Below are 17,534 nucleotides of genomic sequence, written 5' to 3'. Positions count from 1 at the left end.
CCTTTCATCGATCGTCGGCGCACACACCCGAGTGTCACCGTCTCACGCGATTGTCTGCGCTCCTGACTGTCTTCCGGACGCGGGTTTCGGCGCGGTGCTCGAGTGCGCGTACGTCTTCACGGACGCGGTCGACGCGGGTGGAGTCGTGATCAGGTTCCCGGCCGAGTCGAGTGCGGACCTAATTCCGTGAGCCGTGCTCGGTATGCAGTCACGCTGAGTCGGGCGTGGGTAGCGGCTCGCCGCAGGTCGGATCGGCTGTCATGGAAGTGGTTATTCATGTAGTATGTTGTCGTATGTGGGTCGGGCGAGAATATCGTTCTTCCGTGGACAACAGAATCGGGAGGTGTCGGTGACGGACAGTGTGACTCGAGTCCAGCTGTGCTGCCGAATAACGTCACGTGACGAGTCGGCGGCACCTCATGCAACGTCAGGCGGGCGTTAGTAGTCCGGTGCGTCTTCTGGCTCGCCGTCACGTGCATTGACGACTCGAGCCAGCGTAAACAACCCGTCCGAAAGCCGGTTGAGGTACTGGACTGCGTCCTCGTTGATCTCCTCTTCGGTGGCGAGCGCGACCGCGCGTCGCTCCGCGCGTCGACAGACGGTGCGGGCGTGATGCAGCGCCGCGCCGTGGTCGCTGCCGGTTGGCAGAATAAAGGAGGTCAGCGGCTCGAGTTCCTCGTCGTACTTGTCGATCCAGTCCTCGACGGTCTCGACGTGGGCAGGACGGATCGCGGGATCGTCCTCGTCCGGATCGGGATTCGCGAAGTCCGCCTGCACGACGTGGAGGTGGTTCTGGATCGTTGCCAACTTGTCGTTGATATCGTCGTGGTCGGTCGGCCGGATCGTCCCGATCAGAGCGTTGAGTTCGTCGACGGTCCCGTACGCTTCGATGCGGGCGCTGGCCTTCGAGACGCGGGTCATATCTCGGAGGTCGGTTTCTCCTTCGTCGCCGCGACCGGTGTAAATCGACATGGCTGGATCGACGGATGGCGGCCACTTAACTTTCGTGTCACCGGCACTGCCGTCGGCTCGGCCCTCGAGTATCACGCGCGAACCCCGCCGGAACCAGTACGTTAAACTCGCTTCGCTGGCTACCACCGGCCATGGCTCTGGAACTCGAACACGAGTGTCCCAACTGCGGGGAGGAAAAGACGTTTTACCGCGCCGCCAGCACGACGCTGCACCTCGGCGAGAAGGTCAAGTGGCACTGCCCGGACTGTGACTACGGCTTCGTTCGCATCGGCGACAACGGGACCGCCGTCGACTCGAGCACGGCATAATCCACCTTCTGCCTGCTTCCGTTCTCGCGCCGAGAGCCGTCTTTCTCGTTCCCGAACCGATTTCCGTTCGGGTTCCCTCCCGCGGTTCCAAAACCGTCTACACGTAGCGACCGCCGTAAAATCAGTGCGGGAACGGGCTACGACTCGTCCGCGAGTGCCTGCCACGACAGCCGCGGATTTCGCGCCGCGCTGGTCTGGTCGATCCGGCGTGCGGTGGTTCGTTCGGGCGCGGCCTCGAGCGTGTCGTCGTCCTCGTTGGCGACGGCGTTGAATGCGGCGGCGAGGCGATCCAAGGTGTCCTTGCTCTCGATCTCGGTGGGTTCGGTCATCAGCGCCTCGGGGACGATCTCGGGCCACTTGGTCGTCGGCGGGTGGACGCCATAGTCGAGCATTCGTTTTGCCACGTCGGCAGCGTCCTGTTCGCCGGCGCTGGCGACGAACTCGTGGTGGAACGGCCCGTAGGGGATCTCATAGTCGATCTCCTCGGCGAGGTAGTTCGCGTTGAGCACTGCAGAAGCGCTTGCATCCGCGAGCCCATCATCGCCGAGGCGGGCGATATAGGCGAAGGTCTTGACGAGGACCAGCCAGTTGCCGTCGAACCCGTGGACTTTGCCGATGGTGTGCTCGGGCTCGAAGCGTTCGTAGACCGGTTCACCCGACTGTGACGGCTCGGCCCGCTCGCGGACGCGAGGCGCGGGCAGGAACGGTGCCAGCTTCTCGACGACGCCGACCGGACCAGCACCCGGCCCGCCGCCGCCGTGGGGCGTCGCGAACGTCTTGTGGACGTTGTAGTGCATCACGTCGAAGCCCATGTCGCCCGGGCGTGCACGACCGAGCAAGGCGTTGAGATTCGCCCCGTCGTAGTAGAGGAGCCCGCCGACATCGTGGACCATGTCGGCGATTTCCGCAATATCGCGCTCGAAAAGCCCGAGCGTGTTCGGATTTGTCAACATGAGCGCCGCAGTGTTCTCCGAAAGCGCGGCCTCGAGCGCCTCGAGGTCGACCCGACCCTCGTCGTCGCTGGGCAGGGAGACGACGTCGTAGCCGCCGAGTGCGGCGCTCGCGAAGTTGGTGCCATGAGCACTCTCGGGAACGATGACGTCGTCGCGGTGGCCCTCGCCATTGTGTTCGTGGTAGGCCGCGGCGACGCGGATACCGACGAACTCGCCGGCTGCGCCCGCGGGCGGCTGCAGGGTCACTGCGTCCATGCCGCCGATCCGACCCAGGTAGTCCTGCAGCCGGTAGAGCAACTCGAGCGTGCCCTGGATGGACCCCTCAGATCGGTCGGGATGGACGGCCGCCGACGGCAGCGCGGCCACGTCCTCGGTGAATTTCGGGTTGTACTTCATCGTACACGACCCCAGCGGATACGGACCGCTGTCGATCCCGTAGATCATCTGCGAGAGACGCGTGTAGTGGCGCGCGAGTTCGGGCTCGGAGAGTTCGGGTAACTCGAGAGCATCCCGCGTCAGATCGTCGGGCAGCGGCGAATCGGTCGTCTTCCCGTCGTCGCCGTTGCCGTCGTCTTCGCTGCCGATTGCGATCCGCGTCAGATCCTTCTCCGAGAGCAGCGGTTCGTACTCGCCGTTCTCGACGTAGCGGGCCTGATCGTAGCGCGACTGTGCGGGTGTGGTGTCGCGGTTGGTTCCGTCGTCGCTCATCGTGCCACCTCCTCGAGCGCTTCGACGAACCGATCGAGTTCTTCGTCGGGAACGCCGGCCACGCAGAGCTGAATCTCGTGGTCGCCGACGACGTGGACCGCAAAGCCAAGCCGCTCGAGGTCCGCAGCAACGGCGCTTGCGGGCTGGTCGACGTGGGCGACGAACTCCCGGAAGTGCCGGCGGTCGTGAACCGGCGCTTGCACGCCGACGATATCGTCGACGCGCTCTGCGAGGGCCTCCGCGCGCGTGACAGCGCGCTTTGCGAGGTCGACCATCCCGCTTGGCCCGAGGACGGCAGCGTGGATCGCCGTTCGCAGTGCGACCCAGGCCTGATTCGTACAGATGTTGCTTGTCGCGCGCTCGCGGCGGATATGCTGTTCGCGCGTCTGGAGCGTGAGCGTAAACGCCCGGCGGTCGGTTGCGTCCTCGCTGACGCCGACCAGTCGGCCGGGAACCTGCCGAAGGTAGTCCTCCTTGGTGGCAAACAGGCCCAGTCCCATCCCGTAGCTTGTCGGGAGGCCCAGCACGCTCGCGTCGCCGACGACGACGTCCGCACCGACATCGGCGGGGCGCTCGAGCAGCGACAGCGCGATCGGATCCGAGCCAAGCGCAAAGAATGCGTCGACGTCCGCTGCGAGGTCACCGATCGCTTCCAGTTGTTCCTCGATCGTCCCGCGCACCGTCGGATTCTCGGCGTAAACCATGACGACGTCCTCGTCAACGGCCGTATCGAGTCCGGCGAGATCGACGGTCCCGTCGTCGACCGGGTACGCCTCGACGACGAGGTCGGTGCCGGCGACGTAGTTTGCGAGTGTACTTTTGCGTTCCTCGCGCATGAGTTCGGGAACGAGCACCCGGTGGCCCGAGGTGTCGCGGACGCGGTCGGCCAGCGTTGCGGCTTCGCCGAGTGCTGTCGCGGCGTCGTAGATCGAGCAGTTCGCAATCTCGAGGCCGGTCAACTCGACCAGCAGCGACTGGTACTCGAATAAGGCCTGCAGGAACCCCTGCGAGATTTCGGGCTGATACTGCGTATATGAGGTCAGAAACTCCGAGCGGTCCGCGAGGTGGTCGACCAGCGACGGGATGTAGTAGCCGTAGTGGCCGCGTCCGAGCAACTCGGTGCAGTCGTCGTTTCGACCCAGCACCGAGCGCACTAGTCGTCGTGTTTCCCGTTCCGTTCGCGCGTCGATATCGAACTGCCCGTCGAACCTGACGGCGGCCGGAATGTCGAAGAGGTCCTCGACCGTCTCCGCGTCGACCGCCTCGAGCATCGCCGTGCGGTCCTCTGCCGTGTGGGGAGCGTACGGACTCCCCGTCGTGTGTGATCCGTGCATGACTAGGGGTGGTCTCGGTCGATCGGGCAGGTCGTCCCCTCGCGCCGTCGAGTGCGGCGTTCGATCCGAGACACGATACGCACTTCTAGCGGACAGGGGGTAATGAACGCACTCGTTTGGGCCTCTCTCGCGTCGGCGACGAACGCCGGGCCGCCGCTCGCGGTGAGGGACCGGCCGGTCGACTGTCCGACCGGGTGTGCAGCAAGCAGTCACCCATCGGCATCGGTATCGACGTCCGTATCGGCTCCGCTGTGCTCGAGTGTGCCGTCGGCGGCCGACTCGCCGGTATGCACGCGAGCGAAACTGTCGAGAACGAGTTTCGCGCCGCCGAGGACGACGGGACCGATGAAGAGGCCCACAGCGCCGAAGACGACGAGGCCGCCGAAGATGCCGACGACGATGATCGCGGAGTTGAAGGCACCGGTTCGGCCGATCAGCGCGGGCCGAAGGTACGAATCCGAGAACGTGACGAGCAGTCCGTAGACGACGATCGCCACGCTGGCGGTCGGTCGTCCCATCGCGACCAGATAGGCCGCGACCGGGATCCAGATCCCGAACGCACCGACCAGCGGGAGCAGCGTCAGGACGAACGTCGCGACGGTCAGAAAGACGACCGCGGGGACGCCGGCGACTGCCAGTCCGACGCCGAGCATCACCGCCTGAATGGCCGCGACGGCGACGTTCCCGACGACAGAAGCCCACATGAGCCGATCCAGCCCCGTTCGGAGTTCTGCCAGCACCTCGTCGTCGACGGGTAACACCCACTCGAGCCACGCGACGAACCGGTTCCCGTCTCGCAACAGCGCAAAGAGGACGAACAGCGTAATCGTGATGCCGATGAAGATCCCGGGCAGGCTTCCGGCGAGATCGATCGCCCCCGTTGTGACTTGCTGGATGCCCGTCGCGATCCGGTCCTGATTCGATTCGTACAGGGAGACGAGATCGACCGCGTACCCGTTGGTCTCGAGGACTGACTCGATCGTCCCGACGTCGATCTCTCCCTGTCTGATCGAGCGGACGAGTCGGAGCGATTGCTGGACGGCGATCGTGGCGACGTAAAGCAGCGGCAACAATACGACGATCAGGGTCGCCACCACCACCACGATCGCCGCAATCGTCGGTCTGACGTATTCCTCGAGCCGAACCTGGACGGGCTCCAAGATGTAGGCGAGCACGACGCCGAAAAGGACGTACTGCAGATACGGGAGGAGAACGAACAGCGCGAGAAGAACGCTCACCAGCGCGAGGGCGGTCATGGCAGGCTGCTCGACGACCCAGCCCGGTGGCTCGGGACTGTCTGGCATGGGAAGATATGCAACGCCCCGATACATTAGTCCGATGATATGACCTATCATACGGTCTACTGTACGTCAGTTCCGGTGCACCCGTGACTTCTCTCCCCGGTTGCACCGGGACACCGAGACAGCAGACCGTATCAGCTCTATCAGGGCTACATCAGTTCCGAACGACGCCGGCTGCAGTGCCGTGAGAGTCGCCCTCGTGATTCACATGGCTCGAGAACGAATAGCAGATCATGAAGGCACTCGTCGCCGTCGACGGCTCCGACGAATCCGAGAACGCCCTCGCCTACGCTGCCGACATCGTCGACGCGATGGGCGGCTCGATCACGATCGTTCACGCGGTCGATCCCACCGCGTACGACGAGGGCGGCAGCGAACCGACCGCGTCGCTCTGGGAGGACCAGCGACTAATCGTCGAGAGCGTCGAAGACGCCGAACAGCGTGGGATCGACATCACCGACGACGCGGCCGACCTCGCCGCGGACCTCGGCCACGACGTCGATGTCGAACTCCTCTATGGCAATCCGATCAGGGAGATCGCCACCTACGCCGAGGACGAGGGGTTCGACGCGATCTACGTCGGCCACCGTGGTCGATCGGAGCGTGCAGGGCTGATGCTCGGTAGCGTCGCCAAGTCGCTCGTCGAACGCGCGACCGTTCCGGTGACCGTCGTGCGCTGAGACGGTCTGCTGTCACTGTTTCTCGGTACACCCGTACAGCGGGTCGCGGGCCCACCGGCACTGACGAACAGTCGATCGTATGAAACCGCCAAAAACGCCGCTATTCCACGTACCGATACTTCCGCTCGCCCATGCCGACGGACCTTTTTCCTCGCTCGCGCTTCGCGCTCGCTCGCAAAAATCTCCGCCAAAAACGCCGCTATTCCACGTACCGATACTTCCGCTCGCCCATGCGGCCCCAGCCGTCGAAGACGAACTCCTCGCTCGGCGTCGTGAATTCCTCGACGTCGACATCCATCTCGTGGTTGTGGACGTCGTGGATCTCCTCGTAGTCTTCCCACGTCATCTCGTAGCGGTCGTCGAGTTGCTCGTCGACGTTCAGGGCCTCGATTTCGTCCTCCCAGCCGTCCTGAATCGTCTCGGCGTGGATCTCCGCCTGTGCGCCGCTGCCGTAGGAACCAACGAGCAGTTTTTCGCCGGTCAGGTCGCGGCCTGTCTCGAGCGCGTGTTTGAGTGCGCTCGCGCGGGCGACGTGGACGGAACCAGTGTACCAGTTGCCCACGTTGCGGGAGATCGTCAGCGTCGGGTCGATCGTCGCGTCGTACCACTCGGCGTAGCGGTCGGTGTCCTTGAGCGCGTCCATGTACTCTCGGAGGGCGTCGCGGTACTCCTCGTCGGAGTCGAACGCTTCGGGACGGGGCTGGCGACCGATCTCCTCGGCGAGTTCGTCTTCGGTCGGCGTATCGCGAATGACGTGGCGGAACGCCAGCAGAGCGGCCTTCCGGACCATCCCCGGGAACGGCGTGTGGAACGGCGCGTAGACGAAGTCGTCCTCGTGGACCTCGCCGGCGACGCTCTCGAAGTCCTCGAGCGCTTCGCGCATCCGTGCGAGGTAGACCTGGACGGAGCGTTTGCCGTCGACCGAGGGGAACTGCTGGTTTGGTTTGAGGAAGTCGGTTTCGTCAGCCGAGCCGTATCCTTGCTCGGTCGAGAGTTCGACGAGACTCGGGTCCTCGCTGATGAGCATCGCGACGGCCCCGGCACCCTGGGTCGCCTCGCCGGCGTCACCACGAGCGTAGAGGGCGGTGTCGGTCGCGATAACCAGCGCCGAGCGACCGCGGTTGCGGCCCGCGCGGATCCAGTTGCAGGCGTCGTCTAGACTCTGGGTCCCCGCGATACAGGCGAACTTCCGCTCGCCTTTGTTCGCGTGGTGGAAGTCACCGTCGTAGACCTGCTCGAGGCAGCCAGCGACGTACGTCGAAACCGGCTTCGAGTTGTCGAAGGCGCTCTCGGTCGCAACGTCGATCCGACCGATATCGTCGGGCTCGAGGCCTTTGCGCTCCATCAAGCGATGGGCGGCGTTTGCCCCCATCGTGACGATGTCTTCGTAGCTGTCGGGGAACGAACTGGCATTGAGGCCAAGCCCCTTCGTGTATTTTTCCGGGTCTTCGCCCTTCTCCGCGGCGAACGTCCCCGGCAGATCGAGTTTGAGGTTCCCGGTCCAGATCTCGACGGCGTCGATGCCGACTGCTGTCATACCTGTCCAATACAGGTGATAGTACAAGGTATTGTCGTTCCCTGTTTCGACGATCGACGATATCATCGTGGCACCGATCACGATCGACGTGCGCCACATCGTGCCCGCTCGTGATACGGCTCGAGCGAGAGGGAGGCGACTGAACGGCCCCCGTTATTCCTGCCTTCAACGGCGACAGTAGCTACTGAACGTCACTGCACACCCGATCGCACGACGGGAGCGCGGTTCGGAGCGCACACCGCGAGCGAGAATTGCGGACTGTGCGATCGGTGTCTCAATCGGTTCAGTTGTCACTATCGTGGCGATCGATCGCTGAAAATCAGCACACGCCGCGATCGTGGCTATTCGTCTTCTTCGACGACTTCCGGATCGCTCATCGCGCTCTGGAGGCTGTCGAGGCCGTTGATCCACTCCGTGACCAGGCCGTACTCGAGGTCCTCGGCGACGGTCATATCGAGCTCCTCACCGTCGATGATGAGCGTGCCAGCCTGGGCTGCGTAGCCGAGTGCGGCATCGAGGTCTTCCTCGGCTTCGGCGTCGGCGGCAGCGCTGAGGTAGTCGCCGACAGTACCGTCTTCGGCCGGGCCGTTGGCGACGTACTCCTCGGCCGCAAAGAAGACACAGACCAGACTCGTCTGGACGCCGTCGACGAGGATCAGTTTCTCCTCGTCGTTGATGCCGACTTCGCTGAGAACGATCTCGCGGACGTCTTCGATCTCCGCGAGCGTTTCCTCTTCGTCGAGTTCCCCGTCGTCGTAGGCGGCGACGATCTTCGCGATCGCGATCGCCGTGTCGTCTTGCAGGTTCAACAGGAGTCGAGCCGAGTCTTCGTCTTCCGGATCGATATCTTCGTCTTTGATGNTTGATGCGATCGATCCAGTTCTGCCAGCGTTCCTCCGAGTAGAACTCGGTCGGGGGATTGCTCATACAGACACCTACACCGGCCGCTTGAAATGCCTTTCTCTACATTAGCCGAACGGATCGACTATCAGAGTTCGATAAGCGGCCGCAACAGCGGCTCAGAAAGCTATTTCTCTGTTTAGCTATGGGTGGTCGCTGGTGTGCGTCCAACACCGTCCGAACGAGCGTCCTCGAGCGCGCCGGGAGCGACCCCGCCACACCCGACACCCGGTTACGCCTCGCGCTCGAGCGTCGCGTCCGTGTCGATCCCGTACACTCGCTTCGGCGTCTCGACGTGGGCGTTGCGAACCGCTTCGTCGTAACCGTTCTCGAGCAGCCACCGGACCCGCCGGGGGACCGTCTTGGGGCCGAGCACCGCCCCTGGCCGGTCGGGATCGTCGATGTAGTCGGTCTCCATCAGGAACGGCTCGCCGCGCTCGGCAGCGCGCTCGAGTTCGTCCTTGTCGCAGATCACACTCGGCGTCGGGCCCGCGAGGCGGCCGCTCGCGTAGTGTTTGACGACCTTGTGGGCCGGCATGCCGGCCTCGACGGCCCAGTCGGCCACCTCGGTCATGTCCTCGCTGGCCTCGGCGTGGAGTTGAACGGCACACTCGAGGTCGGCCCCGTGGTCGAACGCCCGGCGCATGACCGCGTTCGAGGCGTCCCAGACGGCGTCGTCGACCTCGTAGTGGGGGCGGCCTGATTTCAGCGCCAGCGCGTCGCCCGACTCGACGTACTCCGCGGCAACGTCGATCCCGGCCTGCATGAGATCGCGAGCCTCGTCGGGCGCGAAGCCGCGGTCGTCGACCAGTCGCGTGATCAAGCCCGGATGGACGCCAAGCACCGGCCAGGCCCGGCCTGTGAGTTCGCTCGAGGCTTCCTCGACGACGTCGATCGTGCGCTCGAAGACCGCCCGGAAGTCCTCGCCGGTCTCGGCTTCGACGCCGAGGTGCCAGGAGGGTTTGTTCACCACGAGCAGGTGGGTGCCGCCGACACGAGCGAAGTCTTCGACGGCGTCGATACCCCGGTGGTTGTCCGGATCGAGGTGGAGGTGATCGTCCAGTACCGGCCGATCGTCGATCATATGCACCACTGGACGCCCGGCGCTGGAATATGCACCGACTCCGAGCGATCGGAAAGCGAGTTAGATGAGTGAATCGAACGCTTCCGGTCAGGCGGTTTCCGAATCATAGTCGTTCACATCGCCTACCAGGCCAATGATTCGCAGGCCGATTCCGATGACGACCAGTCCGACGGCGACCCCGATGAGACGGTGCCAGATCGTGAGCGGTTTAATAAACAGCGCGGCAAGGGGGTCCGCGGTTCGTGGGCCGAGAAAGGCGACACTGACTGCGAGCCCAATCAGTGCGGTCGCGCCACCGAGATATCGTCCGAACTGGAACAGAATCATGCTTCAGACAATTTAGAGTGGTGTCAAAAATATTTCCGATAGTGGCGCAAACAGGTCTCGATGCGATCGACGTACTCGTATCTCCACTGAAGCGACGATCGACGGCGGACATCATTACAGCGTCGACAGATTGCAGTGACATATACGGGGCGTGTCTCGGTATCGATACTGTCACAGCGCCCCATTCTGTCAACAATGATTATTATGAGCCATCGATATGGAATGACTGTGTCTCAATATGAGTGATTCTCCATGAGCGAGAACGGAACGACCTCGCCCGGTGACGACCCATCTGACCAGTTTATCGGCGGAGAGACCGAGGACAGCCCCCGCGTCGAGTTCTATGGCGGTCGTGGAATGAGCGCGTTCCCGATCGGGTTTTTCATCGTGTGGGCCATCGTCCAGACTGCGCTCTGGCGGATCGGCGACACGGGCGGGCTCATCGTCGGCATCCTGATCGGACTCATCGTCGGCATGTTCTTCGTCCGGGGCAACTGGCAGTCCTACGCCAACACGATCTTCGAAGGGATGACCCAGCCGGTCGCCGTGACGGCCATCGTGGCGTGGATCTGGGCCGGGATGTTCGCCCAACTCCTCCAAGACGGCGGCTTCGTCGGTGGCCTGGTCTGGCTGGCGGACACGGCGGGCATCGGCGCGGCGCTGTTCCCGGCGATCACGTTCGTCCTCGCGGCCGTCTTCACGACGGGGATCGGAACCGGCTACGGCGCGACCGTCGCCTTCGTCGGCCTGTTCTTCCCCGCGGGCGTGTTACTCGGTGCGAACCCCGTCTTGCTGTTCGGCGCGATCCTCTCGGGTGCGATCTTCGGCGATAACCTCGCACCCGTCAGCGACACGACGATCGTCAGCGCCGTCACCCAGGACGCCGACATCGGCGGCGTCGTTGCCTCGCGGTTCAAGTACGTGATCATCGCCGCGGCCATCGCCTTCGTCGGCTATGTCATCGCAGGCGGCGCAATGAGCGGCCTCGAGATCGGTGCCGAAGCCCAGGCGATCTTCCTCGAGAGCAGCGAGGCGATCGGACTCGTCCACGTGATCTCGATGCTCGCCGTCATCGGCGCGGCGATCGCCGGCCGCCACATCGTCGAGGCCATCTCGTGGGGAATCGTGCTCGCAGTCGTGTTCAACCTCGCGTTCGGCCTGACGACCCTCGGCGACATCGTCATGTTCAACGCACCGTCGGACGCGCCGCTGTCCGAACCGCTTGCTGGGCTGCCGATTCTCACCGTCGTGGAGGAAGCCGACGCGGTCGGCGTCACCGGGAGTCTGATGAACGGCGTCGCGGGCTTCCTCGAGTTGTCGATTCTCGTCTTGCTGATCATCGGTGCGGCCCAAATCATGATCCGCGGCGGCGCGTTCGAGTCGCTCCTCGAGTGGTCGATCGAGAATCTCGCGACGAACGTCCGCAACGCCGAACTCACCATGGTCGGCTCGGCGGCGCTGATCAACGCGATTATCACCATCAACACCGCAGCCGAGGTCGCGATCGGTCCCTACATCTCGAAGATCGGCGAGCGATTCAATCTGAACGGGTACCGGCGCGCGAACATCTTGGACGGCCAGACCGCCGCCATGGGCTATATCTTCCCGTGGTCTGGTGGGGTGCTGGCCGGCTACTCGGCGATGCAGCGACTGCCCCGCGAGTACGACTGGTTCAGCGAGTCGATGCTCGTCACGCCGATCGACGTCGTCCCGTTCGTCTTCCAGGGCTGGCTGCTCGTCGCGGTGTTCGTCGTCGCGGCACTGACCGGCTTCGGCCGCGAGTACATTATCGACCGCCAGAGTGAGGAGGTGGCCCGCGTATGAGTCTCTTTAGCAAGTACCTCAAAGGCTGGCAGTTCCGCGCGAACCGACCGACGCTCGAGCCCGGCTCTGAGATTGACGTCTTCGTCGCCGAAACCAACGGCACCAGCGGCCGCGCGTACATCGGCGATACGGAGCTAATCGTCAACGGTGCCGGCCCGGAGACGGTCGAGAAACAGGTCCGCGTGCGCGTGACCGACTTCGACGAGACGACCGCGACGGGGCAGGGCGACCTCCTCGAGGTCGTCGGCGAAAGTTCCTACAGCGGCTAACTAACCTCTTTTCCCGGCGCGCTTGCGTTACGGCTCTGGCTCGAGCGTCACTGCCTCGTCGGCGGCGTTTCGCAGTGCGTCCGAGCGACCGTACGAACCCGGCGCGATCGCGATCGTCTCGACGCCGACGGTCCCTGCGTGCTCGAGGACGGGTTTGAAATCGGTATCTCTCGAGGCGATCGCAAGCCGGTCGATGGTGCCATCGCCGGCAAACGCGGTCGCGTCGACGGCGAGTTTGACGTCGACGTCGCCGCTGGTGACGATTACTTCGAAGCCGCGGGCCTCGGCGGCCTGGATGAGGCCGGGTGTGGCGTGTTCGTCAAGATAAAGCCGAATCACTCCGATTCGGCCGAGGTCGCGTGCTGCGTCGCGCAAGTCATCGAGGTCGACATCGAACTCGTCGCGGAAAACGTTCGGCCCATCGACGAACAGCCCCACCGCCGGCTCGGCGTCGGGCTGTGGGTCGACCAGCTGAGCGAGACGGGCGCGAACGTGGTCGAACATACTCTGCTTTCCCGTGGCCGCGAGATAGATGTGACGAAACGCCCCGACGAGTGTGGGGGCGAAACTGCAAGCGATCGCGCCCGGCCGACGAAAAGACATTACTATGCTGCGGATGACGGTTCGAGTATGCCGCTTCAGACGCCGCCGTTACGTGGGTTACACGACGAGCGCGGAGCGAAGTTTACGGAGTTTGGCGGCTGGGACATGCCGGTCGAGTTCGATTCGATCCAGACCGAGCACGCGGCCGTCCGGGAAGACGTCGGCATCTTCGACGTCTCCCATATGGGCCAGCTTCACGTCACCGGTCCGGACGCGACGGAGCTAATGCAACGGCTGACGTCGAATGACGTCTCCCGGCTCGCGGTCGGTGACTCCCAGTACGCCGTGATCACCGACGAGAACGGGATCATCATCGACGACACCGTCGTCTATCGACTCCCCAACGAGGACGGCGAGGCGACCTACCTGTTCGTCCCCAACGCCGGCACCGACGAGGCCACCCACGAACGGTGGCTCAGCTACCGCAACGAGTGGGACCTCGAGGCGACCGTCGACAACCGAACCGACGAGTACGCCATGTTCGCTGTCCAGGGGCCGGCCGCGCCCGAACTGGTCGAGCGCGTCACCGATGAGTCGGTCGCCGACCTCGAGCGCTTCGAGGCGCAATATGCGACGATCGACGGCGTCGAGTGCTGGATCGCCCGAACGGGCTACACCGGCGAAGACGGCTTCGAACTGATCGTCCCCTGGAACGCGGCTGAAGAGATCTGGACGGCATTCGACTGTCAGCCCTGCGGCCTCGGAGCCCGCGATACGCTCCGCATCGAGGCCGGGCTACTACTCGCCGGGCAGGAGTTCGACCACGAAACCGATCCGCGCACGCCCTACGAGGCCGGCATCGGCTTTACCGTCGCGCTCGAGACCGAGTTCGTCGGCCGCGATGCCTTGGCCGAACTCGACGAGGCGGGCGTCGACGAACGGCTCGTCGGCTTCCAGCTGATCGACCGCGGCGTCCCCCGCCACGGCTACGACATCACGTCCACCGAGAGCCGGGTCATCGGAACCGTCACCAGCGGGACGATGAGCCCCACGCTCGAGCAGGCGATCGGCCTCGGCTACGTGCCGGTCGAGTACGCCGAACCCGGCACGACGCTGCAGGTCGTCGTCCGCGGCCAGTCGAAAAAGGCAAGAGTTGAGACCACACCCTTCATTGACACAGTATAACATGAGCTTCGACGTTCCCGACGAGAGACGGTACCTGGAATCACACGAGTGGGCACTCGAGACAGACGGCGTCGTCCGTGTGGGCATCACCGATTTCGCCCAGGACGAACTCGGCGACGTGGTCTTCGTCGAACTCCCCGACGAAGGCGACGCCCTCGAGCAGGAAGGCGAGTTCGGCGTCGTCGAATCGATCAAGGCCGTCTCCGACCTCTACGCGCCCGTCAGTGGCGAGGTCGTGGCGGTCAACGATGACCTGTTCGACGCCCCCGAACTCGTCAACGACGACCCCTTCGGCGACGGCTGGATGCTCGAGATTGACCCTGACGATACAGACGAACTCGAGGACTTGCTGACGGCCGACGAGTACGAAGACCAGATCGCATAAACGAATTAGTTCTGTTCTTGCTCCTGGGCGATTCGGTGGAGCGCATCCGCGATTCCCTCCACAGCAGCGACGAATCGCCACGAGAGATAGAGCACTCCAAGCAGGATGCCAAGCCAGATTATAGTCATAGTGTGTTGAGTTATCAATAAATATATTGACAGAGTTCCGTAGAGGACACCAACCCCGATGAACCACTTCTGGGGAACTGTCGGAGGAGACCAACCAGGCATATTTCAGCCTTGAAAACATTTGTATATAAAACCGGCTATTGCTACTCCGAGATGGATCGCTATAGACGGATCGCTGCGCCGTCTACGCACGCAAATGGAAGTGATTTCGGCGGATTTGCAGTGAACGCACTGTCGTGTGAAATGTGTAAACTGATCACTCGATTTCTAACTGGCCGCTCTCGCCGTCTCCCTCACTGCCGTTCTCGTCCCATTCAAGCTCGAACTCGATACTCAAGTTACCGGGCCCGTCCGTCGGCCCTTCGCGTTCGGCTTTGACCTCGAACGTCGGGTGGGCTGGCGGTTCCATCGTCACGGACTCGGAACCTGATTTTAGCGTGACTGCGTCGCCTTGTTCGAGTTTCTCAGCGACACTGTGGAGATACGATGCGATTTCTTCTCGGTTCTGGCCACTCTCTGATTTGAACAGGACTTCTTCGGGCATACAGAGGAACAATACACCGCATGCACCAATAAGTGCAATCCCTGTACAGAGCGATCCAGTGGATAGTGCGATAAGGGTATGAGAACCGTTCTATGACGCCTTTAGCAATCCAGTAAAAAATATAACCTCTCAGTATAGTGCCAACAGTATGGATAAACGACAGGACGGTCCCCGTTCTAACCCGCCTATAAAAATGCTTTAGTCGTAACCGCAGCCATTTTGGGTTCAACGTTCGTCGGGGTTTGGGGCTTTATCGAACTGACAGACAGTCTAGGAACCGTAGCGACGTGGATTTGGATCGGAATTGGTCTTGCTGCGGTCTATCTCCTCTACGACATTGCCAATAGTGTGAAGGAACTCGGATACGAATCCTAATTGCTCAATACAGTTCTCGTTGCGTCAAAGTTATCGGAGAATTAAAACAATCTAATTCGTACTCACGATCTTGATCACGTCCCCCTCCTCGAGTTCGTAGTCCTCCCCCACCTCTCGGTTCGACTTGGCGTTGACGGCGTGTAAGTAGCCGTCGCCGATGTCGGAGTGAACCGCGTAGGCGAGATCAACCGGCGTCGAACCGTCGGGCAAGAGGAAGGCGTCGGGAAGAATATTGCCGCTGCCGTCGGACCACTTCGCGGCGTCTTCGACCGGATAGGCGGTGATGTGCTCGAGCAGGTCGTAGACCGCGTAGTCGAGGGCCGCCTGCACGCCGGTGCCGTTCCACTCGGCCATCGTGTCCGCGAGGTCCTCGAGGGCGTCGCGCTGGGCATCGTTGACATCGTCGCCAATCGCGATCGTTTCGTCGCCGGGATCGTAGTCGACGAGGCCGTTGTCGGCGGCCCGGCGAAGCGCAAGTTCGCCCTCCGCGGTGGTCGGGATGACGGGCTTGTCCAGCTCGAGCAGGCGTTCGACGTTTTTCTCGGGCGCGATGTCGATCTTGTTCGCCGCGACGACGATCGGTTTCGTGCGCTGGCGGACGTCACGCGCGAGCGCCTCGCGGTGCTCGTCGTCCCACTGGATCGGATCGTCGGGGTAGTCCAGATCGCGGAGGACGATCGCGATCTGTTTCGGCGAGGCACCGAATCCGGAGAGCATCTCCGCCAGCGCGTCGTCGATGTCGAAGTCGGGCGAGCGGGACTTGCGCTCGACGGACTCCCAGTTGCGCTCGACGATGCCTGCCAGCCAGAGGTCCATCTCCTCCTCGATGAAGTCGATATCCTCGAGTGGGTCGTGCTCGCCGATGTCGACGGGTTCGCCCTTTTCGTTCGTGCCACCGGAAGCGTCGACGACGTTGACGATGACGTCTGCGTTCGTCAGTTCGTCGAGGAACTGATTGCCCAGCCCCTTCCCTTCGTGGGCACCCGGGACGAGCCCCGCGACGTCTAGGAGTTCGATCGGGACGTAGCGCTTGCCGTCCTCGCAGTTGTCGGCGTTACAGCGCTCGTCGCGCTCGAGACAGGGACACTCAGTCCGAACGTAGCTGACCCCGCGGTTGGCGTCGATCGTCGTAAAGGGATAGTTGGCGACGTCTACATCCGCCATCGTCGCCGCCGTGTAGAACGTGGACTTGCCGGCGTTTGGCTTCCCGGCAAGCGCGATCGAAAGCATGGCTCAGGGTAGCAGGGTCCGGGAAAACTACCTTTCGATTCCGACGATGGCAGGTCGACCGATCGGATCGCGGTCTCGACCCTAGAGTTCGACGGCCATCATCACTTCGTCGACGTACTCGCCACCGAGCTTGTAGTGATCCTCGCGAACGGCCTCGGTCTCCCAGCCGTGGTTTTCGAGAAACGCGATCGCATCCTCGTTGGTCGAGGGCACGCTCTGGTAGACCTTCTCGTAGCCGTTGGAAGCAGCCCACTCGAGGCCGCGCGAGAGGAGGTGTGCACCGACACCGTGTCCGCGGTACTCCTCGATAACCCCGACAGTGAGTTCAGCGGTGTGGCTCAGTTTTTCGAGTTCCGGCGCGTGGATGTGTACCCAGCCGACGACGTCGTCGTCGACGGTGGCGACGAAGAACATTCGCGACTCGAGTTCGTTGTGTCGGAGTAAGGCGCTCTCGTGGTCGATCTCGTCGGCGACGGTCTCGGCTTCGATGTACGTTTTCTCCTCGGCGACCTGTCGGATCGCGCCGACGATCCCCGTCAGATCCTCCTGGCGCGCCGGCCGGATGTGAAACTCGAGATCCTCGTCGACGTACTCTTCTTCTGTGCCCGCTTCGAGGGACACCCTGAGCGTGCCGTCTGCTTCCTCGAGTCGCCCGTCTCGCTTGAGGATCGCGACGTGATGGCGGAAACCGCCCGGATCGAGGCCGAGTTGTTCGCGCGTCGCGTCGGGATCGACTGCCCCTCGCCGTTCGACGTACTCGTAGATCTGCTTGCGGTCCGTGTGGCCGAACTCGAGCGTCTCTGCCGATTCCATGTTAGTCGCTACCACAAACCAATACTTAACGCTTGGCCGGCCGATCCAACCAGTGCTACACCTGAGTCAGGCCGCAGCTGACGCGAGCAGTATTCACGTGCCGACTCGCGGAGTGATCATCCACGCCCGTCCTT

The 17,534-nt window shown here is 63.1% G+C and carries 18 protein-coding genes and 1 pseudogene; 6 read left to right on the top strand and 13 right to left on the bottom strand.

The annotated features are described in order from the left end of the window. Positions 1-438 precede the first annotated feature (438 nt). Positions 439-972, bottom strand: a complete 534-nt coding sequence (locus tag C476_RS10765) for a cob(I)yrinic acid a,c-diamide adenosyltransferase (RefSeq protein WP_008012741.1) — start codon at positions 970-972, stop codon at positions 439-441. A gap of 131 nt (positions 973-1,103) precedes the next feature. On the opposite strand from C476_RS10765, the gene C476_RS18965 reads away from it, so the two are divergent. Next, positions 1,104-1,280, top strand: a complete 177-nt coding sequence (locus tag C476_RS18965) for a DUF7838 family putative zinc beta-ribbon protein (protein WP_008012739.1) — start codon at positions 1,104-1,106, stop codon at positions 1,278-1,280. 137 nt (positions 1,281-1,417) lie between these two features. Here C476_RS18965 and gcvPB read toward each other — a convergent pair whose 3' ends face one another. The 3 genes from gcvPB to C476_RS10750 form a co-directional block, all read right to left on the bottom strand. Then, positions 1,418-2,941 (bottom strand): aminomethyl-transferring glycine dehydrogenase subunit GcvPB, encoded by a 1,524-nt coding sequence (gcvPB, locus tag C476_RS10760; RefSeq protein WP_008012737.1) that lies wholly within the window; start codon positions 2,939-2,941, stop codon positions 1,418-1,420. Continuing rightward, positions 2,938-4,275, bottom strand: coding sequence for an aminomethyl-transferring glycine dehydrogenase subunit GcvPA (gcvPA, locus tag C476_RS10755; RefSeq protein ID WP_008012735.1), 1,338 nt, complete (start codon positions 4,273-4,275; stop codon positions 2,938-2,940). Before gcvPA ends, gcvPB begins: the two co-directional genes overlap by 4 nt. Before the next feature lie 209 nt (positions 4,276-4,484). After that, positions 4,485-5,579 (bottom strand): AI-2E family transporter, encoded by a 1,095-nt coding sequence (locus C476_RS10750; protein WP_008012734.1) that lies wholly within the window; start codon positions 5,577-5,579, stop codon positions 4,485-4,487. A gap of 230 nt (positions 5,580-5,809) precedes the next feature. Between C476_RS10750 and C476_RS10745 the strand changes: the two genes are divergently transcribed. Continuing rightward, positions 5,810-6,256 (top strand): universal stress protein, encoded by a 447-nt coding sequence (locus tag C476_RS10745; protein WP_008012732.1) that lies wholly within the window; start codon positions 5,810-5,812, stop codon positions 6,254-6,256. Positions 6,257-6,455: 199 nt separating this feature from the next. Here the strand turns inward: C476_RS10745 and hmgB are convergent, their stop codons facing one another. From hmgB to C476_RS10725, 4 genes and pseudogenes are all read right to left on the bottom strand, one after another. Continuing rightward, positions 6,456-7,793, bottom strand: a complete 1,338-nt coding sequence (gene hmgB, locus C476_RS10740) for a hydroxymethylglutaryl-CoA synthase (protein ID WP_008012730.1) — start codon at positions 7,791-7,793, stop codon at positions 6,456-6,458. Between the two features lie 341 nt (positions 7,794-8,134). Further along, positions 8,135-8,720 (bottom strand): annotated as a pseudogene (locus C476_RS10735) (DUF2150 family protein). A gap of 205 nt (positions 8,721-8,925) precedes the next feature. Next, complete coding sequence (locus tag C476_RS10730) at positions 8,926-9,777, bottom strand: TatD family hydrolase (RefSeq protein WP_008012727.1); 852 nt, start codon at positions 9,775-9,777, stop codon at positions 8,926-8,928. Between the two features lie 87 nt (positions 9,778-9,864). Continuing rightward, positions 9,865-10,104 (bottom strand): hypothetical protein, encoded by a 240-nt coding sequence (locus C476_RS10725; RefSeq protein WP_008012725.1) that lies wholly within the window; start codon positions 10,102-10,104, stop codon positions 9,865-9,867. Between the two features lie 252 nt (positions 10,105-10,356). Between C476_RS10725 and C476_RS10720 the strand changes: the two genes are divergently transcribed. Both C476_RS10720 and C476_RS10715 read left to right on the top strand, forming a co-directional pair. After that, positions 10,357-11,928, top strand: a complete 1,572-nt coding sequence (locus C476_RS10720) for a Na+/H+ antiporter NhaC family protein (RefSeq protein WP_008012723.1) — start codon at positions 10,357-10,359, stop codon at positions 11,926-11,928. Then, a complete protein-coding gene (locus tag C476_RS10715) occupies positions 11,925-12,197 on the top strand; it encodes a DUF7513 family protein (RefSeq protein WP_008012722.1) in 273 nt (90 codons plus the stop codon). Before C476_RS10720 ends, C476_RS10715 begins: the two co-directional genes overlap by 4 nt. 27 nt (positions 12,198-12,224) lie before the next feature. Here the strand turns inward: C476_RS10715 and C476_RS10710 are convergent, their stop codons facing one another. Further along, on the bottom strand, positions 12,225-12,701 hold the full coding sequence (locus C476_RS10710) for an NYN domain-containing protein (RefSeq protein ID WP_008012720.1): 477 nt from the start codon (positions 12,699-12,701) through the stop codon (positions 12,225-12,227). 126 nt (positions 12,702-12,827) lie between these two features. Here C476_RS10710 and gcvT point away from each other — a divergent pair, with 126 nt between their 5' ends. Together gcvT and gcvH are read left to right on the top strand one after the other, a co-directional pair. Continuing rightward, positions 12,828-13,925, top strand: coding sequence for a glycine cleavage system aminomethyltransferase GcvT (gene gcvT, locus C476_RS10705; protein WP_008012718.1), 1,098 nt, complete (start codon positions 12,828-12,830; stop codon positions 13,923-13,925). Position 13,926: 1 nt separating this feature from the next. Further along, the gene (gcvH, locus tag C476_RS10700) at positions 13,927-14,310 is read left to right on the top strand and encodes a glycine cleavage system protein GcvH (protein ID WP_008012716.1); all 384 of its coding nucleotides are present in this window, start codon (positions 13,927-13,929) and stop codon (positions 14,308-14,310) included. A 5-nt stretch (positions 14,311-14,315) separates the two neighbouring features. On the opposite strand, the gene C476_RS19665 is transcribed toward gcvH, so the two are convergent. The 4 genes from C476_RS19665 to C476_RS10685 form a co-directional block, all read right to left on the bottom strand. Then, positions 14,316-14,438: a hypothetical protein gene (locus C476_RS19665; protein WP_275039678.1), complete on the bottom strand. Its 123-nt coding sequence runs from the start codon at positions 14,436-14,438 to the stop codon at positions 14,316-14,318. A 256-nt stretch (positions 14,439-14,694) separates the two neighbouring features. Further along, the gene (locus C476_RS10695) at positions 14,695-14,982 is read right to left on the bottom strand and encodes an amphi-Trp domain-containing protein (protein WP_008012713.1); all 288 of its coding nucleotides are present in this window, start codon (positions 14,980-14,982) and stop codon (positions 14,695-14,697) included. Positions 14,983-15,408: 426 nt separating this feature from the next. After that, positions 15,409-16,587 carry a redox-regulated ATPase YchF gene (locus tag C476_RS10690; protein ID WP_008012712.1) on the bottom strand — a complete coding sequence of 393 codons (1,179 nt, stop codon included), beginning with the start codon at positions 16,585-16,587 and terminating at the stop codon, positions 15,409-15,411. 81 nt (positions 16,588-16,668) lie between these two features. After that, entirely contained in the window at positions 16,669-17,400 is a 732-nt protein-coding gene (locus C476_RS10685) for a GNAT family N-acetyltransferase (protein ID WP_008012710.1), read from the bottom strand. Positions 17,401-17,534 lie beyond the last annotated feature (134 nt).

The sequence above is a fragment of the Natrinema limicola JCM 13563 genome, assembly GCF_000337475.1.
GTDB lineage: Archaea > Halobacteriota > Halobacteria > Halobacteriales > Natrialbaceae > Natrinema > Natrinema limicola.
This window is presented reverse-complemented; position numbering and strand designations above follow the sequence as displayed.